The organism is Stygiolobus caldivivus, from assembly GCF_019704315.1.
Taxonomy (GTDB): Archaea; Thermoproteota; Thermoprotei_A; order Sulfolobales; family Sulfolobaceae; genus Stygiolobus; species Stygiolobus caldivivus.
Window position 1 is genome coordinate 1,632,866 of sequence record NZ_AP024597.1, and the last position, 26,663, is coordinate 1,659,528.

Genomic DNA, 26,663 nt, shown 5'->3' on the forward strand with positions numbered 1-26,663 from the left:
TAACTTCTAGTTACTCAGCCCCATCAATTCCCCTCACCAGTGGATAGGAGTACTGCGAGTCCTAAGGGGCAAGCTGGTCATGATAGAGAGGTTATAATAGGAATATAGCGTCAGCTTATTTAGTAGCTATGAGAAGGCTAGGAGGATTGAAAATAACTAAAAGTTACATAAGCGTAAGGTAGACTACACTAAAGAAAGGACATCTGCTGTTACTTACATTAAGTTAAAACTACACTACAGATATAAAGAAGGGTCTAAGTCTTATTAATTAACCCTTTTTAACTACTTAACATATTAACCAGTGCTGATTTGTGAGGCGGGGTATGGCGTCACCCTGTGGGCTCATGCCCCGAACCGCCTCCTAACATTGGGGGCTGATGACGCCTACTTCTCTGAAAGGTTGGAAGTATGGCGTCGGATGAGGTCTACATAATTGAAGAGACGTTAGTCCAAGTACTTTCGGTTATACTACTATCACCACTTTATCAAGGTATATATGAAAAGGCTGTAGCGAAAGTACAAGGTAGAAAAGGGCAGAGTATATTCCAGCCTTACTATGATATCAAAAAACTGTTGGCGAAAGAAGTATTAGTACCTACTACGAGCTCTGATATGTTTATTTACTCCCCTTATATCGTGTTCTCTATTTACCTGACGATTTCCTTCGTAATACCGGTAGTCTATCCTGAGCCGGTACTGTTTACTCCTACTGTAGACTTTTTAGGCGGAGCCTTGTTATTTTCCCTTGCGGCTTTTATAAAGGTATTAGCTTCAATGGAAAGCGGTAGTAACTTTGTCGCACTATCCGCTAGCCGTATCTTGTCTTTTACCTTCCTATCAGAAGCTACGTTGATCACGGTATTTTTCGGAGTAGCGATTATCACTGGTACAAATAACCCGTACGTGACTTTGTCCTACCTCACCGAAAGCACAGCCCATTACTTAAGCCTTACTCACATATTCATTTCTATCTCTTTCTTTATGCTATGGCTCTTTGAGACGGGGAAATTACCCGTAGAGAGCTCAGGGCTCAGTGAACTCGGTATGATAGATGACGGACTACTCTACGAATACAGCGGTAAATTACTAGCCCTTTTAAAATGGGGGTCTTACCTAAAGCAGTACCTCTTGGGGTCAGTATTACTCAACGTCTTTATTTTTCCTTGGTTTATGGAGACTGGGCCCTTAGGTGCTATTGAGGATGTAGGGGTCATGTTTGCGAAGTGGTTGTTATTAATACTGATAGCGGTAATAATAAACACTACATTGGCTAAGTTAAGGCTATTCAAAGTCCAGGACTTTTTGGCTGTGGCCTTTTTACTCTCTTTCTTCTCCTTAATTTTAACGGTATTACCGGGTGGAGCTCCATGAAAGAAATTATAGAACTAATTAACTCAATCATAGTCATCACCGCTTTCTATATCCAAGGACAAGCATACTTTAAACCCCAAATATACGCCCAAGCCGTCCAGTCGGGGCTAATATCAGTCCTTTCCTTTTATCTAGCGTTCACAACAGGGGTTTTAGATTATGTCTTTCTAGGTATTGCAGTTATAGTTATAAGGGCTACACTAGTCACGTTCTTCTTACTAAAGGGGTTAAAGAAAGTCCACGGTTATCGGGAAAATACCCGGGGGGTGGCCTCAGAACTGATAATCGATTTAGCCTTCTTTTTAACGGCTTTAGTGATAATATATTACTTCGTCATTTCTAGGTACTTTCTAGGTGTAAAAGACTATTATAGTCTCGTCTTTTCATTTATGTTATTCTTCCAAGGTCTCTTCTTGATATTAAGCAGAAAGAGTACTATCTCACAGATCTTAGGATATATCGAAGAAGAAAATTCTTTAGTCTTATTCGGTATATTTTTGATACCAATTCCCTTCTTGGTAGAAGCTAGTATATTTCTGGATGTATTAGGCTTAGTGCTTGTGTCTTCTGTCCTTACTCGGGTCAAGGGGGAACACAAAGTAATTGAAGAACTAAGGGGGTGAGTGTAAATGGAGGACGGCCAATTACTCTTAACCCTTTTAATCCTTATACCCTCGCTCGCAAATATAACATCATTTAACATTAAAGCCCTGAAGAACTCTACGATGATAAGCTCTACTATCTCACTATTACTTTCAATACTGCTCCTGATCGAAAAGGGTTCATTACTGCCTATAGTAGGTCTATTTTATGTCACAAGCTTTACTGTCTTTTTCATTTTAATGATTAACTCGATATACTTATTATCATCCGTGTATTCACTAGAATATATTGAAGATAAGGACGTTAACGGACTACTAAACTCTAAGACTTACTACGTTTTGTTAAACTTTTTTGTATCTTCTATGTTATTCACGGTCTCCGTTAATAACTTCGGCTTTATGTGGATAGGTGTTGAGCTGACGACTATAACCTCGGCACTGTTGATAACTACCGAATATTCAGAAGTCTCCTTGGAAGCTACATGGAGGTATATAATAATAGTGTCAGCCGGGGTCACTATAGCCTTATTTTCAATCATCCTAATTTACTACCAGTACCATACGCTTACAGTATCAACTCTCCTGAGCTTACATCAGCCCAGTAAACTAATTGAGCTGGCAGTGGGGCTGGCGTTAATAGGCTTTGGGACTAAGGTAGGAGTATTCCCCATGTATACTTGGTTACCTGATGCCCATAGCGAAGCACCCTCTCCCGTTAGTGCGTTATTCTCCGGCGTACTATTACCGTCCGTCTTATACGTCTTATACAGAGTGTACCAATTAGACCCCCTAGCTAACCTATACCTAGCCTTCTCAGTACTTTCAATCTTGACCGCTTCGGTTATTTTAACTTATCAATGGAATATAAAGAGGCTCTTTGCGTACTCTACGATAGAAAATATGAACCTTGCATTGATCGGGCTAACTATAGGTCAGCCCGCCGGTGCTTTAATCCTGTTACTCTCTCACGCCTTCGGTAAAGCCTCCGCCTTCTATTCCTCCGGCGTCCTCGTAAAGGTGTTAAAGGAGAAGAGAATAGACGAATTTAAAGGAGTTAATAGGCTAAAACTGGCGTCATCTTCTCTCCTACTTGCTTCATTAGCAGTGACTGGGACCCCGCCTTTCGGGACTTTCGTAGGAGAGTTCTTAATATTACGGACGTTGTTAGAAAGAGGGCTTATATTACCGCTTATAGTACTTCTAATAGCTATCCCGTTAGAATTTATTTCAATAAATTACCACGTGAATAAGGTAATATTCTCCGGTGGGGAGAAGGGAGCGGTCAGAGAACCGCCTATAATGTCATCTATTTCGCTAATCTCATCGATCATATCGCTAGTAATAGGGGTATTTTACCTCCTGACGGTGATGTGAAAATGAGGAGGTATAAGTGGAGCGAGAAAGGGAAAGGGAGGAGGATAGGGAGATTAGGTAAGTACTGTCTTTATGAAAACGAAATCACCGAAGAGGTATGCGATATCGAAAGACCTAAGAGGGGAGACGCTTACGGTAGCTTTAGGTTCGTTTACGGTCCGTCGTCAGGGGGGTTACTGGAGAGCATAAAGTTTGACATAATTACCGATGGAGAGAGAGTACTGTATATCGACGCGACCCCATTTAAGGAGAGGGTTATTAAAGTAAAGGGACTAACTGTCGGAGACGCCATAATGAGGATAGAAAGGATAAATGCGCCTTTTTCGGCATCACATACATTATCTTTTCTTATGTCTGTGGAAGACGCTTTAGATATTGACCCTGATTACCAAGTACAGCTCAGGAGGATCTTAGAGATGGAACTGGAGAGGATAAGGAACCACCTCTTTGTAATCTCGAGGCTTACTGAGATGGCTTCACTGTCCGTACCCACCTATGACCTCCTCTCACTAGTCGAGGATATGAACAGGCTTATAGGGAACGCATGTGGACATAGGTATTTCTTCGGAGTCAACGAAGTGAATGCCGTAAATTGTGACTTTGAAAGTGTAGGAGGACGTGTTGAAAAGGTACAAAATAAGTTTAAGGAGATCTTTGAAGGGCTACTGGAGAGTAGGATTTTCATAGATAGGCTCCAGTCCAACGGAAAACTGAAAGACGAGATGTCGATAGGACCGGCAGCGAGGGCTTCAGGTTTCGCCTACGACGCAAGAGTCGATAGTGGCTATCTGCCCTATAAGGACTTCGGCTTCGAGGTGATTACGAGAGAAGAGGGAGACGCTTTCGGGAGGTTCCTGGTCAGGGGTTATGAGGTCTTAGAGTCTTCCAGACTTATCCAAGACATAGTCCACTCTTTACGGAACCCTGTTGGAGTCTATAAGTTACGAGGAGGTGGAGAAGGGTTAGCCCGTGTCGAAAGCCCCTCTGGTGACCTCGCATATTACGTAAAAGTAAATGATGGTGTCATTAACGAGGTATTTTCCCTTTACCCGTCTTATGTAAACCTGAATCTTTTTCTTAAAAGTGTAACCGGGACTATCTTTACAGACTTCCCTTTTAACTGGGAAAGTTTCGGGATTTGGGTGAGTGAGGTCGGGGTGAGACTGTGTTGAAAAACTGGTGGTTTATCCGTGGGCTAAAAAGGGGAGTAATAACTGAAGACAAACCTAGAGAAATAGCACCTTGGAGTACTGAAATCTCAGGGTCTGGTGAAGTGAATTGTCCTACAGGCGCAATAAGAGACGGAAAGTGGGAGCCCGGTAAGTGTATATTTTGTAGAAAGTGCTACCCCAATTATAGACCGACTTTAAACCCTTATATCTCGACATTACATAAAAGTGAAAAAACGTTTAGGCGCTCTTTCTACTTGTATGTAGTAGACGCTGGGACATGTGGAGGGTGCAATTTAGAGTTGAAGCTTATTGCATCCCCCCAATATGACATGACTAGGTTTGGGATTTTTTTCACCAATACGCCGAGGCATGCAGACGCATTAGTCCTCACGGGAGTCTTAACAGAGAGAATGAATGATGTGATCAAGGAAGCATATGAAGCGATGCCCAGTCCTAAAGTAGTTATCCTATTGGGAGCTTGCGCGATTTCTGGAGGGATAATAGGAAAGGGTATACCGAGTGATGCGAACATAATAGTCCCAGGATGTCCACCTAACCCGTTTACAATTTTAGATTCCCTCAGGAAGGTGAAGGGCGGATGAATGTACCTCTATGGTTAGTTCTAGTCTTAGCGTATTTGCCTCCTTTACTATCCGTTGTAAGAAGTAAACTGGGATACCTATCTATAACGTTGCTCTCCATAACTCTTGCTTCTCTATCTATTATTGAACCAAATGGAGTGTTCAGTTATTTTTTACTCCTTTCTTCTATTGTGTGGCTTATTATCTCTACTTTTTCTCTATTCTCACCTTGTGAAAGACTGTTAGAGGCTCTATTATCCTTATCTATCTCAGGGATGGTAACGATACTTGAGAGCACAAACTATTTGGAGTTTTTAGTTGGCTGGGAGGTAATGTCAATACCCATATACGCGTATATTGCGATAAAGGGCAACTATAAGTCGGCTTTCGTGTTTATCGCGTTTAGCGAAATTAGTACGGTACTCCTCCTCTTCTCGTTCATAATAGCGAGCACACAGAGCATGTATTTCGCACCCCTTAGTTCCCCCCTACCTCTGATCATAGGCAGTATAGGGTTTATTGTCAAAATGGGAGTGACCCCTTTTATGGTAGCTGAATGGTTGCCAATATCACAAGGTAATACCCCTGGTAACATGTCTGCTTTAATTAGCTCTACAGTGACCTTAATGGGAGTTTATGGGATAGTAAGGATGTCCTCCCTGACCGGCTTTATTCCGATAGGTTTTCCCTTAGCACTTATGATCTTAGGGGCTGTTACGACGTTTTTTGGTGCACTATATGCTTATGTTTCTGAGAGTATTAAGGGGGCTTTGGCATTTAGCACTGTTGAAAATAACGGTGCTATGTTGAGCGAACTGGGTATCTTTATGGTCTCTAAATCTCTGGGTATGCTCGAACTGGAATATCTATCACTTTACGGTGTAATTCTATACTCGTTTGCACATTCCATAGCTAAAACAGGCTTATTTTTGACCTCTTCTCTACAAGGTTCCACTGCAATTTCTCTAGCAAAGAAGATCAGGGACAAGCTGTATTCAATAGCTCTAGTGCTGATTTCAACCTCTATGTCTGGACTTCTGCCGAACCTAGGTGGAGTATCTTCTTGGTTATTACTAGAATTACTCTTTATATCTGCTTACATCCTCCATAACTCCTCATCCATCTTTTTCATCATATCAGGCTTTACCATAGCCATGGGGGAAGGTTTCGCTACAGCGTTTATGATAAAATATGTATCATACTTAAGCGTATTTAAGAGGGACGAGGAAAGAGTTTACAAGCCCCTTTCCGTCCCCATATTTACATCCGGTCTTTTAGTATTTTTACTAGGGTTCACCCTGCCATATGTCCTCTATCCCTATAAGACTTCTCTGCTCTCTTTGGGGATGATTTTTAACAGCGTCCTAATCACGTGTTATAACGGACACACATTTGGGGGCATTTCACCCTTATATATCGTGTTAATGGTAGCTACGCTTTCATCAGCGACATATATCGCTTTCGGGAGACCGAAGACCAGAAAAGTAAGGACGTGGAATAACGGAGTTGTAGACCAAGAGGAGTACACGGCATATGCCCTTTCAAACAACGTGAGGTTGATGTTAAGGAAGATCTTACGACATGAAAGTGTTTATATTAATACAGATGCTACAGACGTAGTGTGGAAGGAAATGATAAGAATAGGGATTATGATAAGAAAAATAGGTAAGCTAGTAGGTAGAAATTTAGTTAATAGTTCTATCCAATGGTATATTATCTACTTAATTATAACGGTACTCCTAATAGTGGTCATTATTACGTTATAGTGTTTACCCATGTCGAGAAGCGGTTAAAATAGTTAAAAGCGGTGCAAAATGCTATAGCCTTTTTCATCACGTCAAAAACGCGTTAGGATAAGTTTTAACTTAAGATAAAAATGGGCAAGTTAATTGAATCAACCGGCATACCTTGCATTAACCAGCGTTACTTTCCCTCTTTTTCCATTAGGATTTACTATGAAAAAGACTAGGTACGTTACTATTCAGTTTCTCCTTTTACTTTAACTTGGCTGTCTCTTTTACACTCCTCTTCCATTACCACTTTAAAGAACTCAATTACGTTGTCTTTTTCCTTAACTTTATCAAGTAATGAGTTGATTAATTCCTTATATCTAGCCCTGACTTGTTCTAATATACTCTCCCCGCTCTCTGTAATCCTTACTTTTACGACCCTCCTGTCCTCGGCGTCTCTTTCCCTGCTCACATATCCAAGCCTGTCTAACTTGTCCAGCACTTCTACCATGGTAGACTTATTTACGTCTACAAGTTTAGCCAACGATGTAACGTTCTTTTCTCCCTGAGTCAAGTAGTAAAGGACTTGGACTTCGGTGTAAGTAAGCCCGAGTTTTTCAGCTTCCATCTGTAGGAGCTTTTTCAGCTTTTTGTGCCCTTTCAACACTATTTCCCATTTCTCCAACTCTAACACCTTTTCTTGCTAATGATAATATTCCAGACACTACTAATAACACAGCCGATATATTTAGCATTAACCTAAATCCAGACATAAAGGAGGGTGCTATTGCTGAGACAAAGAACGTAGGCGTATCTATATGGGACGCGATACTGGCCGGTAACGAGGACGCTATACCCGCTAAAGGGTCATAACCCAGTAGAGCTGAAAATATCGCCACTGCTGCAGGCAAATTGAGGCTTAAATGCACACCGTATGATGCAAGTGCTTTATCAATAGATGAGTTCAATGTGTATGACATACCCGTTATTACTACGCTAAAATAGAGAGCTACACTTAACGCAGAAGCTGAGTTTTGTAAAGACGCTCTCATACCTGAAGCAGCACCTCTTTTCTGTATGGGGACTGAAGCCATTATATCAGCCATGTTTGGCGAAGAAAATAAGCCCATCCCGGCACCCATTATAAAGGAGATAGCGAAGAACTGCCATAACTGGAAGTCATAAGGTAGTAATGAGAGTAGGAAAAAGCCTAATGCGCTCACGAAAAGGCCTAATGTAGTAAGTACTTTTGAACCATATTTGTCTGATAGTATTCCACTCACCGGACCTAAGGCTGCAAAACCTAACATGTTAGGGATTAAATAGAGCCCGGCCCAGAATGGAGTCTGAGAGTAAGGGATCCCATGGAGGGGTAGCCATATCCCTTGGAGTAGCACTAGCATCATAAGTAATATCCCTTGTCTTGCCATTGAGGCGATAAAGTTGGAAAAGTTAGCGACCGAAAAGTCTCTGATCTTAAACAGAGAGAGGTCAAACATTGGGTTCTTTACTTTTCTTTCTACGGCAATAAATGCACCTAAGATTACTAGTGACAAAATAATCCCGGAAATTACATAGGGACTACCCCATCCTAGTTGTTGAGACCCATAAGGCAAAAGCCCGTATGTAACTGAGATTAGGAGTAGTGTAATACCCACTGCAAATAATACGTTCCCTATTACGTCCAAGGTCTGTTTTACGGGTTTTTGTATGTCTCTCAAGGACTTAATACTCCAGACAGTACCTACCAAGCCTACCACAAAATCTAAGAGAAAAATATATCTCCAGTCGATTACAGATAGCACTCCCCCTATAATAAGCCCCGCTACTCCTCCTACTAAACCCGCTACTTGGTTTAGTCCCAGTGCTTTCCCGAGTTCGTTTTTGGGGAAATAGTCAGTTAGTACTGCTGCACTATTTACCATCAGCAAGCCTCCCCCTACACCTTGGAATAGCCTAAGTATTATCATCTCTAGGACAGCTGTATTTCCGTAACCTGTTATAGCTGAGATTAGACCTGAGGATATCGCAAAGACTAAGAACCCTATAGAGTAAAGTTTAGCCCTTCCCTTTAAGTCTGAGATCCTCCCAAATGTTACTACTAGTGAGGAAGTGACTACCATATAACCTAAGATCAACCAGATTAAGTAACCGAGTGCATCAGGAGAGGTAGGGTTAAACTTTAGGCTGTTGAATATTTCTGGTAGGGCTATTATTATCATGTTGTAATTAGCGAATGCAATGAAAATTGCAATACTGGTATTTGATAATGCTATCCACTTACTTTCCATCTTTGTTCGGAGATGAACTATTAGTTTATGAATATAAATTTCTTTCTAACGAGCAGACTTTTACATTTGTTAGATTATAATTACAGTTCTTACTTCTATCTGAGGTGAAGAACTCGCATCCGTGTCTAATACTTATCTAAAATAATTCTTTGCAAATAGTTTTATACGTATCCAAGTTTAGATAATCTTAACTTGAGATTACTTTTTATTAACCACAGGGATATATTTCATCCCCAAGCTGGCGGGGCTGAGCAAGTAATATATGAAGTAGGAAAACGGCTAGTGAAGGAAGGAATAGAAGTCTACTGGATGAGTGAAAACAAGGGACATGCAGAGGGTGAAGTTGACGGGATAAGGCTGATCCGTAAAGGTAACCCCCTTAGCCTCCACTACTATTCTCTTAGGGAAGCCGGTAAATATGATGTAGTCATTGATAGCATAGCACACGCAGTACCGTTTTTTTCGTATAAAGTTAATAGAAAGACCATAGGGTTAATACACCACGTCCACCAAGACGTAGTGGATTTTGAACTCAACCCGGTCCTATCACGTATCGTTAAACACCTCGAAAAAGGGGTGAAAAACTACCGTAACCTGATCTCAGTGTCCAACACTACTAAGAAGGAACTTATTAAGAGGTTCGGTATAGATGAGGACAAGATAAGAGTTATATACAACGGTATAGACCACGAAAAGTTCAAGCCGGGCGAAAAGTCGGAGTACCCTCTCGTCCTCTGGATAGGTAGACTCAAGAAATATAAGAACCCACTGGACGCCATTAAGATCTTTAAACGGCTTAAGAACAGGAAAGCCATCCTGACTATAGTAGGCACTGGAGAGATGGAAGACGAAGTTAAAAGAGCTATTTCTGGGGAAAAGAACATATTCTTCTTAGGAAGGGTCGAGGAGGGAAAAAAGATAAATTTATACCAAAAAGCTTGGGTGGTACTGTCTACTTCTTTTATCGAAGGTTGGGGGATGACAGTAGTAGAAGCAAATTCCTGTGGTACGCCTGCAGTCGCTTATTCTAAAGGTTCCCTCCCTGAAATCATACAAGACGGGGTTAACGGCTTTTTAGTGGAATATAAAAATTACGATAAAGCCGCTGAAGACATAGACTATATAATTGAGGACGAAAACACTATGCGGTACTTTTCAAAACTGAGCTATGAGTCATCGCTTAGGTACGATTGGAATAAAACCTCAGAAGAGTATTATAAGTATATATGGGAGATATCAGCAGACTAGACAAGGCCAAAGTACTCTATGAGGACTATAAGAAGAAGAAAGACAAGACTCTTCTTGAAGAAGCCGTGAAATTACTAGAAGGGGAAGATAGCCCGCAAGCTCTAAACCAACTGGGGCTAATATACACCGAGCTCGAGAGATTTGACGAGGCTGAAGAGTCTTTCAGAAAAGCTTTAAAGAAGTCTAAAAACGAGGAAGACGTTTCTATCATAAAATTTAACCTCAGTATATGCCTCTTTAGGAAGAAAGACTTATCTTCGGCATACCAGCTACTTAAGGAACTTTCTCTAGGTAAGAGTGTAGTAAAAGTACCTGCCCAGAGGCTACTGGCTAAAGTCTGTTTAGCTATGGGGGACATTAAGCACGTAGATGAAGCCCGTGCAATACTGGAAAACTTCGACCAACCTACCGAAGACCTTATCGTAGCATACATATATTTAGCTAGAAATGGGAGGAGAGAGTACTTGAAAAAAGCATTAGAGTTAGCACGTATACTGGGTAACAAGAAACTTTTAGCAGAAGCCCTCCTGACATCGGATAAGGAAGAAGACCTAGAGGAAGCCTTAGCTATATTCAGGGAGTTAAATGATGTAAGAGGCGAAGCCAGAACCTTGTACAGGCTGTCCTTCTATCGGCCAGACCTACTATACGAAGCTCTACAAAAGCTCGAAGAGTACGGAGAAGGAACTGATAGCGATAAAGTAAGGCTCCTCAATGAGCTCTATAAGAGGACTAACGTGATAGACTTCTTAAAAAAGGCTATAAATTATGCTGAAAGGGCAAATGAGACCTTGTTCTTAGCCAGAGCGTATGTGGAACTATCAAAACATGAAAATGAGGTAGAAAATTTAAGGAAAGCTGTTAGATACTACGAAGAATTTATATCAAAGCATTTTTGAGCCCCAGTAGTCCTTAAATAGTACTTCCTCTGGCCTTTTGACGTCTTTATGCCTCGGCTGGTATGTAGGATCTGGATAGCCTAAAGAGAGGAGGGTCATTAAGACCTTATCTTGGGGTATTTTCAAGAGCTCCTTAGCCTTCTTATTTTCATAAGCGGCTATCCAACCCACACCGAGTCCTACTGAATAAGCTGCCAGCACGAAATATAGGGTAGCGTTAGCCGTATCTATCATCCACGTCTCGGGACTTACATCTGGTTCGGCTACCACAGCTATACCTACTGGAGCTTCTGCAATGTGAGAAGCGCCCTTATGCAAGGTAGAGAGTTCTCTCTTTATCAGGTCGTCGGTAATAACGATAAATTTCCACGGCTCCCTATTGTTAGAATTCGGGGCATAGTTTGCAACTCTTATCAGCTCCTTTATTAGTTCCATCTTGACTGGCTCACTTCTGAATTTCCTTATACTCCTTCTCTCTATAAGGAAATCTATTATGGAGTTCACGTGTCTGAATTTCGACAAGGTCGGTGAAAAAGTTAACTTACGGAAATTCGGGGACAAGGGGATCTCATCGAAGCTCTACTGAGCACTTGATCCCCTCGCTGGTTATTATAGATCTTTAAGACTAAGGATTTAAAACCTTCGGCTAAGAAGAAAAAGGTCAAAAATCAGGACCTAAGCTACTTCTCTTTGGATAGAAGAGCTATATTATTTACCTCATAGGGGAGTTAGTCCCCCCCCCCCCCATTAATTAAAAAATTGTATCTGAGGAAGACAAGAGGGTCTTAAACCATGGGGATCCTTGATTAAAATTTTCTTTTTGAGACTCCGTGAAGACGCTAGCTTAGGTCCTTCAGCCCCGTTAAGCTCATATTCAAACTATTATAAACACCTCTACCGCTCAGGAATACTTATAAAAGCCCTCAAGCATAAGGCTAACTATCCTAATGAGAAATTTCTCGGACATATTATGGAAGTACAGATAGGGAAAACGATACGTATTAAAAAAAGAATTTAACTTTATGACTTGTCTATTTTCCATAATACTGCACTTACTATTATCAGTATAATATCTAGGGCCCAGCTTAATTCCACGTATATGTTCACTGGTAAAACCTTACCTATAAATAGAGCCGGTGCTGTTCTAGTTTCTGTGAGTAAAGCGAAGTCTATTATGTAAAAGATCAGCGAAGGTAGATAGAGATTTTTCAGCCCAAGTAAAAATATCACGGCAGTAATTATCGCTAAAGCCGACGTAAAACCGAAGAATATACTATATATCTCTGTAGCAGTTAGATTTCCTGGGAATACTACATGTGCTGCCAAGACTAAATGTACCCCTGCCCATAAGGACGCTCCTAATAGTCCTACCCATCTTGTTATAGACACAGCTATTGGTGTTCCTCTTTGCATAGAGGTAAAGATACCAACACTTTATATTTGTCTTTACCCAAACTTTTGGGGAAAAATTTTAAAGTTATGTGTGCAGTCAGTGCTAACATTTATTACTTTTAAAAACGAGATAAAGATTTTTAGAGTATAAACATTAAAAATGATAAAAAGTTACTCGCTTCTGAGTGTTTTATTCTTAATCTCTACGATAGCTGTAATTACGGCTAACAATAGAGAAACTATAACTAACTCCATTACCGGTGAACCATCAGCAACGGTTAAGCCTTCAAGCGTAATCGTATCAGTCTGGGAATAGGTGTTGATATATAAAAAGTATCCGTGATTGTATAGATACAAGTTTTTACCAAAAATCCCTACTGGGATATAACTGCCGTTTAGGGAAAATATGCCATCAGGGGGAACTATTAAGGTTAAATCCTCCTCCCTAGAGCTAGCACCCTTTTCGTAAAAGATAATCATAGGAGTAGTTGAATAGACCTTTAAACTTGGAGCCAGTGAGGATAGTAAAAAACCTGAACCATGTGTTGGATCGCAATTACTGGCGGGAGAATTAATAGATGCTTGGTTCATAGCTCGAGAATTAATACTACCTTCAATGTCAGTATTTAAGGTACTTATGATACTTGTAATTTGTGAAATATTTAGTGAAGAATATCGGTATCCATAAAAGTCAAGATTTGTAAAAGACGCTGAAACATCCGTTAGATAGGCTAGCTCTTTGAGACCTTGAGGATAAAACTCGTACAAGGTTAGCTTAGTACCGTTGACTAAAACTAAGTATTCTTGCCCTATTATGTACACTATGTCTGAGCGGAGTGATGTGATATTGTCCTCACTCACTTCATAGAAATTCTGCTGATCCAATAATAATAAGCTACCGTTATAATAGGTTATTACATACGGTAGTGTTAAGTTTATAGAAAATACAGCCACCGAAAACGTTACGTTCAAAAACTTATTAGTAGATAAGTTTTCATAAAACAGCGGGACTGATAAAATACCGTGAGGATTTTCTATGTTACCAGCGTAATTAATTAATGTAAAGAAGATCGCTATAGATGCCATAAACTCTTTGGAGTATAATAACCGACCCGTCAAGGAGTAGATGGAATAATTAATTACTCCTACGGTAGACAGTGAATAGGGATAGTTTATATAATTTGTAACCGAAGCCGAAGTCATATTAAGGTAGACGGGACTCTTAAGCACGGGTAACCCTTCTAACGTCACGATTTCTATCACGTCCTTATTCAGGGTTAAAAACAGGGGCGAAATATTACTTCTTAGTGTCAGATTAAAGACCGTCTCTAATTTCCCGTCATTATACCTTAATACAGTTAGGGTATTACTGCTACTGCTGTAATTAAGGGAGTATAGGGAATCATTATAGACAGTAAAAGGCGAGGAAAGGACGAACGTATTGTTGCGTAATTGACCGTTATTGCTAAGCTGTATTATAGTGTCGTTAAATTCACCCTGGACTATAGGTGTAGGCTTTAACCTAAGGGCTTCAAGAAGAGCAAACGAAGAATTGACTTTCTTGGCTTCCCCTACAACTTGGTACATGATGGGCGATAAACATGAAGCTGTTTCCTGAGTATATGATTCCCCTAACCCGTTCCCCGAGACCTCAGTTACTACGTCTATAAACTCATTTGAGAATTTTACGCATGTTAAAGGAGGACTTATAAGGGGGAACTGGGCGGATGAGAAGCTGTTCTGGATGGACGAAATTAATGTAACATTTCCTCCCTGATAGATTATCTGCTCATTAGGCAAAGTACATCCATGATATAGAAGTACTTTGTCAACATGATCCGTAGCTAAATTGATTTTTAACACATATATACTAAAACTTCGATACAGAATTACTTCGCCAAAGAAGGGATAAGGGGGAAAGTTTAAGGAATATCCTACAAGGCAATTGTCGGCTGGGCTGTAATATAAGAAATGGAAATTAGAGATATTTGAAACATTAAGGTCTTTCATAGACCAGGTGTACAAGTTGATTGCCACAATGTACAAGTTAGGTACTAAATGCCTTAGTTGGTGTGAAAACCGGGATAACTTAACATAGTATAAAATTAAACACCCGTCTCTAGCCGAAAAGTGTAGAATTTGCACATGGGTACTAGGTATCACGAAGCTGTGTTTGATCGTCCCTTGATAAAAGGTAAAGGAAGTGGAACTTTTGCTCATATTTTCAATGTATAGCGTGAAGTTAGAGCCATATGTGAACATGCCCAAGAGATTAGGGCTTGAACGACTTACGTTTTCCTGACTTGACGCAAAGACTGTTAGCGAAGACAAGACTTCAAGAGTAACTAGCAGTAGTACTATCGACAAGTTCTTCCTGTTCACATTTCGATCTGCTACTACATGTTTAAAAGGACTTTCATTATTGTAATCCTTTCAATTTATCTTCAACTTCTCTATATAATCTCCTTACTTCTTCATCTTGGATACCTATCTTATCAGCTACTCTCAGGGTTTCTTTTATTATACTCAGGTAGTTTTTTGATTGAAAACCTTCGGTACTTATGCTAGCCATGCCTAGAGCGAGCGCTAAAACGTCTTTACCGCTTTTTTCTTGAGCGAAGGCTACAATTGCTTTTATCGTGTTTTCCCAAACCTTTCCTGCTAGTGAAAAATCGTTTTCATTTATCATCTTTAGGGATAAAAATAAGGCGTCCCTTATGAACTGTTCCGCAAGTCTCATTAACAATATCCTAATGCTACCAGAGTTAAATACTCATCTAAATCTATGTATCTGTACATCATTTCATAATCACTACTATACTATAGTCCTAAGACTTTATTAACCTGAGCCAGAGGGTATAATAGACACTTGTCTAAGATACAATTAACACCTCCACTGTATCACTAAGAGCTGTTGCACTCCGAAATGCGGAAAGATCATGAGGGGTCTCGCGTATCTTTTTAGTACCAGCCTTAAACACAGCGAGATGACTAACCAAAGACTAGTGTTTCGAAATACTCCTTAAAAGTTAACAAGTAAATATAAAGGATAGCGGGGAAATATAATTGTGGAATACCCTTATTTTGACCTAAAAAGCGCTAGGGAACTGTTACCATGGCTTAGACAAAAGCTCAGTGAGATGAAAAGGATCAAGTATATGGCAGAAGAGAGCTTGATGAAAGGGGATAAGTCCGCGATACTCCAGTATACTCTTATGATTGATAAGATCGTTAAGGAAATTACGGAAAAGGGGGTAATTTTGAGAGACCCAGATATGGGGTTAGTTGACTTCCCTGCTGTAATAAATAATAGGCCCGCTTATTTGTGCTGGAAAACGGGTGAAAAGGACATTATGTACTGGCATTATGCGGAAGAAGGGTATAAGGGGAGGAAAAAGATAACCGGTGAGGAAGAAATATTGAGCCTGACATAATTGGGTTTACGCGAGGAGGCTTAAGATCATTAAGAGTATAACTAAAATAAACATAACTAAGCCTATTATTAGGGCTAACTTAGCCATGTCTTTATTACTACCGAAAACTATGGGGATAGGACCTATGAATATTACTCCCCCGTACTCGGTCTTACTTTCCCTTTCTCCTTGTCTTTCCTCACGGTTTTCCTTTTTCTTCGCTCCCCTGACTATTTCAAAAATAAGCCCTATGACCACAACTATTATACCAAAGAATACAAACGATAACCCTATTGCAAATAAAAGTTGTTGAGTTATCATATAGTTAATTCTATGTCTCGAAGGATTTAATTTTATTTGCTAAAATTTCCATCTCCTTGGGCATCTCTATCCCATCATTCATTGTAACGAGTTCTCCTATACTATTCCTGAATTTATCGTAGTCAAACCCTCTCTTCTTAAATACGTTAACTAACCAACTGTAGGTATCACTTTTGGTGAGGTCTCTGAGCTCCTTTTCATCTGGGTTTATCCCAAACCTCTTTATAACGTCTATCAACCTAGTCTTTGTATAGTAATTTTCTACCTCCCTCCCTAGGGGGACGCAATAGTCCCTTAATGAGGGGTCGACGCGATCACACAGCCCTAAGAAAATAACGTTAAGCCCCAATAGGTTTTTCATTTGTGTCCACAGATGTAACTCTATGTCGTTACTGGCTTTATATACAGAAATACCCATTTCCTCATTTGAAATACCTATCCTTTTTAACCAGTTGAGTATTACTGAAGGCTCAGCTAAGTCACTCGTCAATATTATAAATTTACTGAAGAGTAAATCGCTCATATTAGCCCTCAGCAGACCTAATACTGTCTTCAGCTGTTCGTCAGGCCTGACCATTATAGCGGTAGATACACCGTTGTTCTTTTTCATTATAATATACGAGTCCACATTGGAGCTTACAACGTAAGGAGAGTGTGTCGTAATGAAGACCTGGAAGACGTTTTTACTAGTCCACTCTTTTATTAGTTTCATTATCCTTGACTGTAATGTGGGGTACATATTTACTTCAGGTTCTTCTAATAACAAGATTTTACTACCGCTTAACCACAAGATAAAGAGCATCAAGACTACTCTCTGAAAACCACTAGCAGCTAAGTCAATGTATATCGGTAAGTTTTGTATATTAAGGACTAACTTGTTGGTGTCCCAAAATTCTACACCCTTTATCTCGGGGATAGTATCGCTAATGAGGTTTACAAAGTCGTACCACTTCCTCTTCATATTTATCGGGCTTCTGTGCATCTCGACCATTTTCTTTACTACTGAGTCGAAGTACATTTGGTCAAATATTGGGACATATTCCACAGCTTGGGACGCGAAAGAAAAAAGGCTCCTGACACTTTCCAAATTTTCACTAGTAGGCGGTGAATTATTTATATTTAGCGTGTCTAAAGACCACTCAACGTATTTATTATTATACTTGATTTTGTTAGTGACTTCTATCCTCATCCTCATGGGTTTACCTATGGCTTTTGCCGTTTCATCTTCATTGAACTCAATGACACCGCCGATCGTTATCGGTTTCGAGACATCGTAGTCCTTCCAAAGTAACATATATTCACCTTCTCTGTCTTCAACGCTCCTCTTGTCTAGACCGGAACCCATGTTCTTTATAAATAGATATAAGGCTGTCAGCAAGTTAGTCTTACCGTACCCGTTATACCCGACTATGACGTTCAGCCCGCCTAGACCTTCTAGTTTGACCGAGGAAAGGCTTCGAAAGTTATTTACATAAAAGTCAATAACCTTCATTCCTAAACCACACTACGATCTATTTAGAGGGCATAGATATAATCGTTAAACGCTTGATTTAAGGATATTCACTATGGAGAGAAAAAAGGAGGTATTATTAGTGCTAAGGATTTTAAAGGATACACCTGAGGATCCCACCGTCTACCGGTATTAATGCACCGTTTACATACGTGGCTAAGTTTGAGGCTAGAAATATGACCACATTAGCGACTTCCTCGGGTTTTCCGATCCGCTTCAACGGGACATCTCTTACAATATCCTTTAAAACCTCGTCTTCATTTTTACCTTCTCTCCTTGCCCTATCCTTCACTAACTGGCTCACACGGTCTGTCAGAGTCCAGCCCGGCATTATACCGTTTACAGTTATACCTCTCGGGCCTAATTCCCTCGAAGCGACTCTAATTAGACCGGATAAGGAAAGTCTGACCACATTAGAAAGGTCCAGGTTATCAATAGGCTGTTTAAGGGTCATAGAGGTAGATAGTATAATACGCCCTCCTTCTTTCATCCTTTTTCCAGCTTCCCTAACGGCCACTACGGCGCTCATTAAAAGGAGATTAAATGCGTCAGCCCAATCTTCATTCTTTAACTCTTCAAGGTTACCGGGTTTAGGACTACCAGTAACATAAACTAACACGTCCAATCCTGAAAGCCTCTTATACCCTTCGTCAATTAGCTTCTCTACATCTTCAGGTTTCGAGAGGTCTGCCCGTATATAATCTACTTTTCCTAACTGCTTAAGTTCCTCAAAAGCCTTTATTAAATTACGCTCGTCATGAGAGGATATTACCACTTCAGCACCTTCCTCTAGAAACCTCTTAGCTATTGCGAAGCCTATCCCTTTACTTGATGCTGTCACGATCACCTTCTTCCCCTTTATCCCTAGGTCTATTTTCTCCACCCATGAAATATTCTAACGTTACTGTTTTTGAGCTTGACGCAGGGTTAAGTACCTCCCTTATTTTTTTGAAATCGTCTTCCAGAACTTTTCTCAAGTTAGGGTTGTAAAGGGCAGCAGCTGGATGATACGTGGGGAACACTCTTATGACCGTATTTTCGTCTTTTTTCCAATTGAATTCCTTGCCCCTAACTTTAGTTATAGATGTAAAAGTCCTGCCCATAAGTGAAAACACGTAAGAAGTTGAATGCCTACCAAGTGTTACGATAATTTTAGGCTTAATTAAGTCTATCTGAGCCTTTAAATAAGGGCTACATGACAATATCTCGCTATCAGTAGGGTCTCTATTCTCAGGGGGCCTACATTTTACTACATTCGTTATGTATACTTCCTCTCTTTTCAGCCCTAAAACTTCTGTTATTAGCTTTGTTAGTAACTTACCGGCCGCACCTACAAAAGGCCTGCCCTCTAGGTCTTCATTTTCACCGGGTGCTTCTCCGATAAACATAATTTCTGCTTGAGGGTTCCCTTCACCTGGGACAGCGTTTTTCCTAGTCTTCCATAGGTCACATTTTTTACAACTCCTCACTTGATCCGCAATTTCTTGCAAATCCACGGAGATCTATTAATTTTATAAAGCTTATAATTTATTGACCTTGGGCTAATGACTTATACATCTCGTCTATCATCTTGTTCAGCTTTTCCTTAGCCTCATTAACATTTTTCCTTAAGGAATCTGTGTCTTTTCTCTCTATTGCCTCTTTAATACTTAAAGCGTAGGTTGACAATTCTCTATCTGTAGAATATCTCCTTATGAACTCCTTTAGTTCTCTCTCAACCCATGGAAATACTGCCTCTTGTCTGTTGGAAAGATGTAACGAGACCTTCTCCATTGCAGTCCTCGCTAATATTAGGTCTTGGAGTATGAGAAACTTTTTTGCCTGAGACACTACCAATATTAGCTAGGAGGAATAATTAAGATTACCCCACCCATCACCGGGATCTGAGGGACTGACCAGCAATGAGGATCCTCAGCCGGGTGGGGGACATTTTATGATGAAGTCGACATAATCGGAAAGATGAAGAGGGGTCGATAGCCTGACTATAAGGTCTTATTAGGTGTAATAAGTAAGAGCCTAGCCTTAGTCTCATTAAACATTTTCTTTACTTCGTCTATCTCGTTTTCATCCATGTGGGCTTCCGGATCTTCAATTATTATAAACTCACTTTCAGTGGCTCTTGTAAGAAAAACCTTCAACGCTAATAACGATAAGGTGTCAGGGGGAGCATTCTGAATGGGAGATTTATCAATATATACTGCATTCTCTTCTTGGTCAACATAGATTTTATGACCGTTAATTTCATCGCTGAACCCTTGAGGGAGGATCATTGAGTTAATGAACTCAGCGGCGATCCCGAAGGCTTTTGGTATTCCGGGTGCTTTTTCGTATTGAATGACAAGAAATCTGCTGAACGCCGTTAGGAGCCCGACTCTTCCCGCAGGTATTATTGAGGGCTTCACTCTCTCGATCCTAGAAAAATAGAAGGAATCTACTTCAAAATTAGCCCTCAGCCCTTGTTCTTTCAACTGGGGGACCTCCTTAAGCTCTACTTTGGCTGACACGCTACCTTCTTCTACCTCTCCCTTAATCATAAGTGAGGGGAGTTCTATTTCATAAGAAGCTTTAAACCAGTTTTTAGCTACGTCTAAGTCCGATGTTAAAAGCGTTAAAAATGTCCTCTCAAAAGTCTCCTTCCACCCATTAACAGGATCCCCTTTTATATAACCGTAGAGCCTCGGGATATTGTTTATAGTCTTTAATAAATAATAAACTAGCCTCCCACTATAATACTTAGCTTCTCCAGGTGATGAAAGGTAACTTCTCTTTAAATCAGTGTTTATCTCCACGAGCTCTCCGCCAACTTTTATCCTAACTAGCATGTGTGTAGATAGTTTTTTAGGTATTTATATCCAAGTGTGCTTTATGGAGATATTGAAGTATGAAGTCTTTTTGGACTTCAACTTCAAGGAACTTACATATAAAGGCTCTGAGAAAATTTTCTGCAAACTCGGTGCTAACGAAAAGCTCGTGCTGGACGCAGTAGGGCTTATAGTGAAGTCGGTAAGGCATGAAGGGAAAGCACTGAACTTTTTACAAGAGAAAGGTAAAGTCGCTATTGATATAAGTAATATTGAAGGAGTTATAGAAGTAGAATTCGAAGGAAAGGTTAAGGAGACAGGACTGGTAGGTATTTATAAAGCACCCTATAACGGAAAATATATAATATCTACCCAGTTTGAGTCAAGTCACGCTAGGGAATTTATCCCTTGCGTAGACCACCCTGCTTATAAGGCTATCTTTAAGATTTCTGTAAAAGTCGACAGAGATCTAGATGTTATTTCCAATATGCCGGCTGAAAAAGTTGTAGAGACTGAAGACGGCAAAAAGGTGGTCGAGTTTAAAGAGACCCCTAAAATGTCCACGTACTTACTATACCTAGGAATAGGAAAATTCGAGGAAATAAGAGATAAACTAGAAGACATAGACGTAATAGTAGCTACCGTACCGGGGAAAATAAGTAAAGGGAAACTGGCACTAGAGGTAGCTAAGAAGGCCATAGAGTTTTATAATAACTACTTCGGAATAAAGTACCAGTTACCTAAGGAACACTTAATAGCAGTACCGGAGTTCGCTTTCGGAGCTATGGAGAACTGGGGCGCTATAACTTTCAGGGAGACAGCATTACTGGCTGACGAGAACTCCTCTTTTGCTCAGAAAAGGAGAGTGGCAAGTGTGATAGCTCATGAGCTCGCACACCAGTGGTTCGGAGACCTAGTTACGATGAAGTGGTGGGACGACCTTTGGTTAAATGAAAGTTTCGCTACTTTTATGAGTTACAAAGCAGTTGACGCATTATTCCCGTCTTGGGACTTCTGGGCTGAATTCCTGATGGATGAGACTTCGAGTGCCATGTTTAGGGATTCGCTCTCAACTACCCATCCTATAGAAGCACATGTAGAGTCCCCTGAAGAGGCTGAACAGATATTTGACGATATTAGCTACGGGAAAGGTGCAAGTATACTTAGGATGGTCGAAGCGTATATAGGAAAAGAAGCGTTTCAGAGAGGGATCCAATATTACCTGCAAAAATACAAATTCTCTAATGCTACTGGAAATGATTTCTGGGTTAGTTTAGAACAAGGCTCAGGCCAGCCCGTCAGTGAGATAGTAAAAGACTGGATAACTAAGGACGGTTATCCACTAATACACGTAAATGTCGAAGGTAGGAAGATTAGATTGATACAAGAAAGGTTTGCATTTACAAATACCACACCTAGGGTATATGTAATACCTATAACTTTAGATATCAACGGCAAAAAGACGACATTCTTGATGAAGGACGAGAGCGTAACGATCGAAGCTGAAGAAGACGTTAAATCACTTAAGCTCAACTTGGATAGGACAGGGTTTTATAGAGTGCTATATGATGACGTCGGCTTGTTCTTTGACTCTAGTCCTAACCACTTAGAAAGGTGGGGTTTACTAGATGATTACTATAACTTTTTGTTAGCCGGTAAAATAGGTTATGAAACTTATGAGAATATAGTTAGGAACTTAATGAACGATGACAATTATATGGTAGTAGACGAGATAAGGGGAGAACTGTTCAACCTATGGAGTATAAATACTTCCAAGTACACTCTTATCAACGAGTTCTTAGAATTACAGACAGCACGCTGGAGTAGTAGAAAGGACGAAAATTCGAAAAGGATCTACGGGAACTTACTCAGGACCTTTGCGTATGTAGACAATAAGTTTGCCATGGGGTTAGCAGTAGCCTTCGAAGACTATGATAGGCTCGACCCTAACATAAAGGAAGCAGTAGCAACAGCTTATGCAATAGCCTTTGGAGAAGAGGCTTACGACGATTTATTAAAGAAGTACAGAGGAGAGAAGTTCGATGAGGAGAGGAGCAGGATCCTGAACGCCATGCTGAGTTTCAGAGAACCGTACTTAGTCGTTAATACGTTAAGTTTAGGGCTAATAGGAGAGATCAAAAGGCAGGACACGGCTAGGATATTACCCTTAGTAGCCAGAAACCCCTATACTAGATTTGCCGTGTGGAAATGGTTGGAGACTTATATGGACAAGCTAAGGGAGTTTTATGAAGGTACAGCGATTTTAGGTAGGTCACTGAGGGGGGCAATACCCTACCTAGGAATAAACATTAAAGAAGTTGAAGACTATTTCACTACTAGAGTATTCCCGGATATAAAGATAGAAATAGATAGTGCATTAGAGATCTTGAGAATATTAAGAAGACTTGCTTAGCAGGGTAATTATATAGTCTACTTTATCCTTTTTTATATCTTCGTAAAACGATATTTGCTCCTCTTTTATCTCTCCTGAAAGGGGTAGTGACGTGACAAACCCCTCATCACCGTTATATACTAATGTGAAATTCACGCGACGATTCAATATAGAAACTAGGTTCTTTTCTATCTCACTTCTAACGTTAGTTGTCTCTTGTAACCGTTCTTGTAATGACTGCTGTTGAACAGCTATAGTTGAGTTTAATTCAGACAACCTTTTCTGAGCTTTCCACACTACATAACCTGAGATACCTGAGAGGAGAAGGATAGGCAAGATTGAAATAGTTAACTCAATCTTTCCGAACAAGTAGAGAAGGAGCCATACCACTACCCCAACCGGGATAAGAATTGACGGAGTTATGACTCTCATCTTCTTAAGCCTTTCATACTCACGTTTACATTTTTCGGTCTCTTTGCTGAGCTGACTTATTTCGTCAGACCCGTAGGATTTTTTCTTATTCTCAAACCAACTGGCCCAATCAGGACTGCCGGTTATAACTGTAGTGTGGACTCCCCTAGAGGCCCTGTCTAATAGTAACGATGCAAAGTCATAATCAAAGTCTGGACTTATAACAGTCAGTTCTTTCTCTGAGCCTAGAATTATATGCCTTGCTTTTTCTAAGATTTTTGAGGACAGTAAAAAATCCAAACTGTTCACCTTCACTCAGATTAAGACAATTCCCGGGCTTAAGGGGAGTGCTAGACTTTTCTTTCCCTTTATGTCCGGACTTAACGTGTCCTTAGCGTCATATATTACGATTTCGGTAAGATTTAACTTATTCATGATAAACCTCAAATTGGAGACTAGTACTTTTTCTTCATCTAAATCGTTATGGGTATACAATTCCCTAACTAATGAGGGTAGTTCAGAAGCTACCTCATAAAGTCGCTTAGCAGTAGCATCATCACCTACATCTAACATAAAATCTTTTAACGTCTGTCTCTCTTCTATAGCCCTTATGGCCTTCCTTAAGACCTTCTTTAACTCGGGATCGCTGTTAACATAAACTATCAGTTTCTCGGGTTCTTTACTCATATTAGCTGACAGCTCATTTATCTTATCTACAAATAGTCTGAGATACTCTATCTCTAACAGTGCACCTCCGTCGACTTTCAGCTCCGTAGGTTCTGGGAATTTTTGTGTAACGACAAAACTATCATTAAAATAGTGCCATATCTCTTCAGCTATATGAGGAGTGAAAGGTGCCATCATCCTAATCCATACAGACAAAACACTCCCCACCACATCCTTATTTATAACACTGTTTGTAAGCTCTACATAGTCCTTAATGACCTCGTACATAGTATAAAATACATTGACATAAGCTGAGCGAAAATCTAACTTCTCCATGGCTTCATCGATCTTTTTGACATAGTTTGATACTATCGATGATAACCACAGGTCTGCTTTCCTTATTTCTTGTGTTGACGGCGCCTTTAATAACATAATTATGTAATCGTGAATATGCTTAAGTTGATCCCCTATACTTTTGGCTATTGACGAGTTAAACTCTATGTCGTCCCCTATAGATGAAGTCGAAGTTAAAGCTAACCTTACTGTATCTACTCCGTATTCATTTATAGCTCTAGCTAGCGGGTAGATATTACCAAAACTCTTACTCATCTTCTTACCGCCTACTCTGATAAACCCGTTGGTAACGATCTGCTTAGGAAGCATATTTTCACCGAATACGGCCACGTGGTGGTAAATATAGTACGCTAGATGGTTCTGGATTAAGTCTCTGCCACTGTGCCTGGAGTCGACAGGGTACCAATAGAGGAACTCTTTCCTCAGTTCAGCGACTTCAACTGGTAAATCATTTTGCTCTCCCCTACCTAACATTACATAATCCCAGAATTTATCGTCCACCTTGTTTAGGTCTATTTTCTTGACCTTGTGGGCTATAGTGTAGAAAGCGGTATATATTGTCGAGTCACTTAGGCTATCTATTATCTCCTTAGAGTCCCAAGGCAGTCTAACCCCTAAACCTCTTGACCTGGTAAAAGCCCTTGGTTGTAAATTAAACACTACTTTTTCCATCTCCCTTTTAGCATCGTCAGGTACAAACTTTATCTTATCCAAGGCTTTCAAAGTTGAAGCCTTCCAGATACTATTGGAATAGTTAATGAACCACTGTTCGTTTATTACTTTGACTACTATCTCCGCCCCACATCTACAGTAGACAGGGCCATTAGAGATCTCATAGATAGTAAAGTGTGCGTCCAAATTCTTTAATATATCAATTAAAGCCTTCCTAGCCTCTCTTACACTTTTATTTACCACCCTTTCCTTTATAGTGTCCCTGATAAAACTCGGTACATGATCTAGTACGTCTTCCCTTATAACTCCCTTATGATATTCTATTCTATATAGGGCGTCTATATAATCTTTTAACTCTTGGGCGTTCGTAGTCTGGGCAATGGCTAATACTTCTGAAGCCGGGATATCACCATATTCGTCACTAGAAATTACTGGGATTATCTCAAAGCTCTCCCCCAACTCCGTTAATGCGAGGTAGTGTATAGGTTCATGTGCAGGGACGGCCATCACTATCCCGGTCCCCTGTTTCGGCTCTACATATTTACTCTTAACGACCTTCATGTCCTTGTTAGTCAGCGGGTTCTTTACCTTGTAGTTTACAAGCTCATCTACAGTTATACTTTTTTCTTCTTCAAGATCCATTTGATACTTTAACTTCTGATAGGCGTAACGCGAAAGGACAAGTCTCTTTCCACTCTTCTTGTCGTTTACTATGAGGTATTCTGAGCTGGGGTTAATCAAAAGTGCTACAGCACCGAAGACTGTCTCAAGCCTTGAAGTAGCTGCCGGAAAGAATAACCCAGAATCTGATGCGAAGTATATGACATCAACGTCAATTACCTCCGGTTCTATATCACCACGTGTGTCATGCATCCCAACGGGGAACTGGTCGTTAGGGCAATATGGCACAGCCGACTTTTCTTTCTTCAGGAAACCTAGCTCCATTAGCCTCTTGTACTGCCACTGGACGAATTTTTCAAAATAGGGGTCAACTGTTGTAAATTTCCTCCTCCAGTCGACACTTAAGCCAAGTGTTTTCGCTGTGTTCTCCATGTCCTTCATAAAGTATTCAGCCAAGTATTGGGGGTCTGAAAACTTCTCCACTTCTTCTTCTGGGATCCCATATACTTTAACGAAGGTAGAGACTATATCTTCGTCCTTCTTCTTAACCGCTTCAGCTATAGAGAGTATAGGAGTACCGGTATATTGAAAAGCAAAGGGAAATAATACGTTGTAGCCCTTCATCCTCAGGTACCTTGCATAGATATCACCAGTAATATAAGTCCTACCGTGGCCTATGTGCAGAGGGCTATTAGTGTACGGAAAAGCAACTGTAATTAACCTCTTAGGCCTCCCTTCTTTAGGATCCGCTTCATATACTTTGTTCTCTTCCCACGTCTTTTGCCACTTTGATGCTATCTCGTTTAGGAATGAAGAAACACTCACAATTAGAAAAATGGAAA

Annotated in this window: 24 protein-coding genes and 1 riboswitch; of the genes, 10 read left to right on the forward strand and 14 right to left on the reverse strand. The window is 40.3% G+C overall.

Annotation, left to right across the window (positions count from 1 at the left end; translation table 11 throughout):
* The first annotated feature begins 310 nt into the window (after positions 1–310).
* Positions 311–394: riboswitch (Fluoride riboswitch) on the forward strand.
* Between the two features lie 14 nt (positions 395–408).
* From KN1_RS07575 to KN1_RS07600, 6 genes are read left to right on the forward strand one after another with little or no spacing between them, the layout of a single operon-like run.
* The gene (locus KN1_RS07575) at positions 409–1,371 is read left to right on the forward strand and encodes a respiratory chain complex I subunit 1 family protein (RefSeq protein WP_221286771.1); all 963 of its coding nucleotides are present in this window, start codon (positions 409–411) and stop codon (positions 1,369–1,371) included.
* Positions 1,368–1,994 (forward strand): hydrogenase, encoded by a 627-nt coding sequence (locus tag KN1_RS07580; protein WP_221286773.1) that lies wholly within the window; start codon positions 1,368–1,370, stop codon positions 1,992–1,994. Before KN1_RS07575 ends, KN1_RS07580 begins: the two co-directional genes overlap by 4 nt.
* Positions 1,995–2,000: 6 nt before the next feature.
* Positions 2,001–3,347, forward strand: a complete 1,347-nt coding sequence (locus tag KN1_RS07585; RefSeq protein ID WP_221286775.1) for a proton-conducting transporter transmembrane domain-containing protein — start codon at positions 2,001–2,003, stop codon at positions 3,345–3,347.
* A 2-nt stretch (positions 3,348–3,349) separates the two neighbouring features.
* Positions 3,350–4,519 carry an NADH-quinone oxidoreductase subunit D-related protein gene (locus tag KN1_RS07590; protein WP_221286776.1) on the forward strand — a complete coding sequence of 390 codons (1,170 nt, stop codon included), beginning with the start codon at positions 3,350–3,352 and terminating at the stop codon, positions 4,517–4,519.
* Complete coding sequence (locus KN1_RS07595) at positions 4,516–5,121, forward strand: NADH-quinone oxidoreductase subunit B family protein (RefSeq protein WP_221286778.1); 606 nt, start codon at positions 4,516–4,518, stop codon at positions 5,119–5,121. The genes KN1_RS07590 and KN1_RS07595 overlap by 4 nt, the downstream gene beginning before the upstream one ends.
* A complete protein-coding gene (locus KN1_RS07600; RefSeq protein WP_221286780.1) occupies positions 5,118–6,866 on the forward strand; it encodes a proton-conducting transporter transmembrane domain-containing protein in 1,749 nt (582 codons plus the stop codon). The genes KN1_RS07595 and KN1_RS07600 overlap by 4 nt, the downstream gene beginning before the upstream one ends.
* Before the next feature lie 211 nt (positions 6,867–7,077).
* Here KN1_RS07600 and KN1_RS07605 read toward each other — a convergent pair whose 3' ends face one another.
* Positions 7,078–7,515, reverse strand: coding sequence for a MarR family winged helix-turn-helix transcriptional regulator (locus KN1_RS07605; RefSeq protein ID WP_221286782.1), 438 nt, complete (start codon positions 7,513–7,515; stop codon positions 7,078–7,080).
* The gene (locus KN1_RS07610) at positions 7,448–9,121 is read right to left on the reverse strand and encodes an MFS transporter (RefSeq protein WP_221286784.1); all 1,674 of its coding nucleotides are present in this window, start codon (positions 9,119–9,121) and stop codon (positions 7,448–7,450) included. The genes KN1_RS07605 and KN1_RS07610 overlap by 68 nt, the downstream gene beginning before the upstream one ends.
* A gap of 192 nt (positions 9,122–9,313) precedes the next feature.
* Here KN1_RS07610 and KN1_RS07615 point away from each other — a divergent pair, with 192 nt between their 5' ends.
* Entirely contained in the window at positions 9,314–10,369 is a 1,056-nt protein-coding gene (locus KN1_RS07615) for a glycosyltransferase family 4 protein (RefSeq protein WP_221286786.1), read from the forward strand.
* Positions 10,348–11,268 carry a tetratricopeptide repeat protein gene (locus KN1_RS07620; protein WP_221286788.1) on the forward strand — a complete coding sequence of 307 codons (921 nt, stop codon included), beginning with the start codon at positions 10,348–10,350 and terminating at the stop codon, positions 11,266–11,268. The genes KN1_RS07615 and KN1_RS07620 overlap by 22 nt, the downstream gene beginning before the upstream one ends.
* Here KN1_RS07620 and KN1_RS07625 read toward each other — a convergent pair.
* The 4 genes from KN1_RS07625 to KN1_RS07640 form a co-directional block, all read right to left on the reverse strand.
* Entirely contained in the window at positions 11,254–11,772 is a 519-nt protein-coding gene (locus KN1_RS07625; protein ID WP_225905620.1) for a nitroreductase family protein, read from the reverse strand. The genes KN1_RS07620 and KN1_RS07625 overlap by 15 nt on opposite strands.
* Before the next feature lie 516 nt (positions 11,773–12,288).
* On the reverse strand, positions 12,289–12,681 hold the full coding sequence (locus KN1_RS07630; RefSeq protein ID WP_221286790.1) for a hypothetical protein: 393 nt from the start codon (positions 12,679–12,681) through the stop codon (positions 12,289–12,291).
* 150 nt (positions 12,682–12,831) lie between these two features.
* A complete protein-coding gene (locus KN1_RS07635; protein ID WP_221286792.1) occupies positions 12,832–15,042 on the reverse strand; it encodes a hypothetical protein in 2,211 nt (736 codons plus the stop codon).
* A gap of 37 nt (positions 15,043–15,079) precedes the next feature.
* Positions 15,080–15,400, reverse strand: a complete 321-nt coding sequence (locus KN1_RS07640) for a hypothetical protein (RefSeq protein WP_221286794.1) — start codon at positions 15,398–15,400, stop codon at positions 15,080–15,082.
* A gap of 328 nt (positions 15,401–15,728) precedes the next feature.
* On the opposite strand from KN1_RS07640, the gene KN1_RS07645 reads away from it, so the two are divergent.
* Positions 15,729–16,094 (forward strand): DUF2203 domain-containing protein, encoded by a 366-nt coding sequence (locus tag KN1_RS07645; protein WP_221286796.1) that lies wholly within the window; start codon positions 15,729–15,731, stop codon positions 16,092–16,094.
* 6 nt (positions 16,095–16,100) lie between these two features.
* Here KN1_RS07645 and KN1_RS07650 read toward each other — a convergent pair whose 3' ends face one another.
* The 6 genes from KN1_RS07650 to KN1_RS07675 all read right to left on the reverse strand — a co-directional run bounded on the left by KN1_RS07650 (position 16,101) and on the right by KN1_RS07675 (position 20,726).
* On the reverse strand, positions 16,101–16,394 hold the full coding sequence (locus KN1_RS07650) for a TIGR00304 family membrane protein (protein WP_225905621.1): 294 nt from the start codon (positions 16,392–16,394) through the stop codon (positions 16,101–16,103).
* 10 nt (positions 16,395–16,404) lie between these two features.
* Positions 16,405–17,886 carry an ATP-dependent nuclease gene (locus KN1_RS07655; RefSeq protein ID WP_221286798.1) on the reverse strand — a complete coding sequence of 494 codons (1,482 nt, stop codon included), beginning with the start codon at positions 17,884–17,886 and terminating at the stop codon, positions 16,405–16,407.
* Positions 17,887–17,998: 112 nt separating this feature from the next.
* Positions 17,999–18,778, reverse strand: a complete 780-nt coding sequence (locus tag KN1_RS07660) for an SDR family oxidoreductase (protein WP_221290596.1) — start codon at positions 18,776–18,778, stop codon at positions 17,999–18,001.
* Positions 18,729–19,400: a type-4 uracil-DNA glycosylase gene (gene udg / locus KN1_RS07665; protein WP_221286800.1), complete on the reverse strand. Its 672-nt coding sequence runs from the start codon at positions 19,398–19,400 to the stop codon at positions 18,729–18,731. Before udg ends, KN1_RS07660 begins: the two co-directional genes overlap by 50 nt.
* 31 nt (positions 19,401–19,431) lie before the next feature.
* Positions 19,432–19,734 carry a hypothetical protein gene (locus tag KN1_RS07670; RefSeq protein WP_221286802.1) on the reverse strand — a complete coding sequence of 101 codons (303 nt, stop codon included), beginning with the start codon at positions 19,732–19,734 and terminating at the stop codon, positions 19,432–19,434.
* Positions 19,735–19,886: 152 nt separating this feature from the next.
* Positions 19,887–20,726 (reverse strand): hypothetical protein, encoded by an 840-nt coding sequence (locus tag KN1_RS07675; protein ID WP_221286804.1) that lies wholly within the window; start codon positions 20,724–20,726, stop codon positions 19,887–19,889.
* Positions 20,727–20,769: 43 nt separating this feature from the next.
* Between KN1_RS07675 and KN1_RS07680 the strand changes: the two genes are divergently transcribed.
* Positions 20,770–23,118 carry a M1 family metallopeptidase gene (locus KN1_RS07680; protein ID WP_221286806.1) on the forward strand — a complete coding sequence of 783 codons (2,349 nt, stop codon included), beginning with the start codon at positions 20,770–20,772 and terminating at the stop codon, positions 23,116–23,118.
* Here KN1_RS07680 and KN1_RS07685 read toward each other — a convergent pair.
* Positions 23,101–23,808, reverse strand: coding sequence for a hypothetical protein (locus KN1_RS07685; protein ID WP_221286807.1), 708 nt, complete (start codon positions 23,806–23,808; stop codon positions 23,101–23,103). The two genes, KN1_RS07680 and KN1_RS07685, sit on opposite strands and share 18 nt — an antisense overlap.
* A 15-nt stretch (positions 23,809–23,823) precedes the next feature.
* A complete protein-coding gene (leuS, locus tag KN1_RS07690) occupies positions 23,824–26,646 on the reverse strand; it encodes a leucine--tRNA ligase (RefSeq protein ID WP_221286808.1) in 2,823 nt (940 codons plus the stop codon).
* Positions 26,647–26,663 lie beyond the last annotated feature (17 nt).

Excerpts from the sequence above, each read along its gene's own strand:
- KN1_RS07575 (WP_221286771.1), top strand. The coding sequence starts at position 409 with ATGGCGTCGGATGAGGTCTACATAATTGAAGAGACGTTAGTCCAAGTA.
- KN1_RS07580 (WP_221286773.1), top strand. The coding sequence starts at position 1,368 with ATGAAAGAAATTATAGAACTAATTAACTCAATCATAGTCATCACCGCT.
- KN1_RS07585 (WP_221286775.1), top strand. The coding sequence starts at position 2,001 with ATGGAGGACGGCCAATTACTCTTAACCCTTTTAATCCTTATACCCTCG.
- KN1_RS07590 (WP_221286776.1), top strand. The coding sequence starts at position 3,350 with ATGAGGAGGTATAAGTGGAGCGAGAAAGGGAAAGGGAGGAGGATAGGG.
- KN1_RS07600 (WP_221286780.1), top strand. The coding sequence starts at position 5,118 with ATGAATGTACCTCTATGGTTAGTTCTAGTCTTAGCGTATTTGCCTCCT.
- KN1_RS07610 (WP_221286784.1), bottom strand. The coding sequence starts at position 9,121 with ATGGAAAGTAAGTGGATAGCATTATCAAATACCAGTATTGCAATTTTC.
- KN1_RS07620 (WP_221286788.1), top strand. The coding sequence starts at position 10,348 with ATGGGAGATATCAGCAGACTAGACAAGGCCAAAGTACTCTATGAGGAC.
- KN1_RS07630 (WP_221286790.1), bottom strand. The coding sequence starts at position 12,681 with ATGCAAAGAGGAACACCAATAGCTGTGTCTATAACAAGATGGGTAGGA.
- KN1_RS07640 (WP_221286794.1), bottom strand. The coding sequence starts at position 15,400 with ATGAGACTTGCGGAACAGTTCATAAGGGACGCCTTATTTTTATCCCTA.
- KN1_RS07650 (WP_225905621.1), bottom strand. The coding sequence starts at position 16,394 with ATGATAACTCAACAACTTTTATTTGCAATAGGGTTATCGTTTGTATTC.
- KN1_RS07655 (WP_221286798.1), bottom strand. The coding sequence starts at position 17,886 with ATGAAGGTTATTGACTTTTATGTAAATAACTTTCGAAGCCTTTCCTCG.
- KN1_RS07675 (WP_221286804.1), bottom strand. The coding sequence starts at position 20,726 with ATGCTAGTTAGGATAAAAGTTGGCGGAGAGCTCGTGGAGATAAACACT.
- KN1_RS07680 (WP_221286806.1), top strand. The coding sequence starts at position 20,770 with ATGGAGATATTGAAGTATGAAGTCTTTTTGGACTTCAACTTCAAGGAA.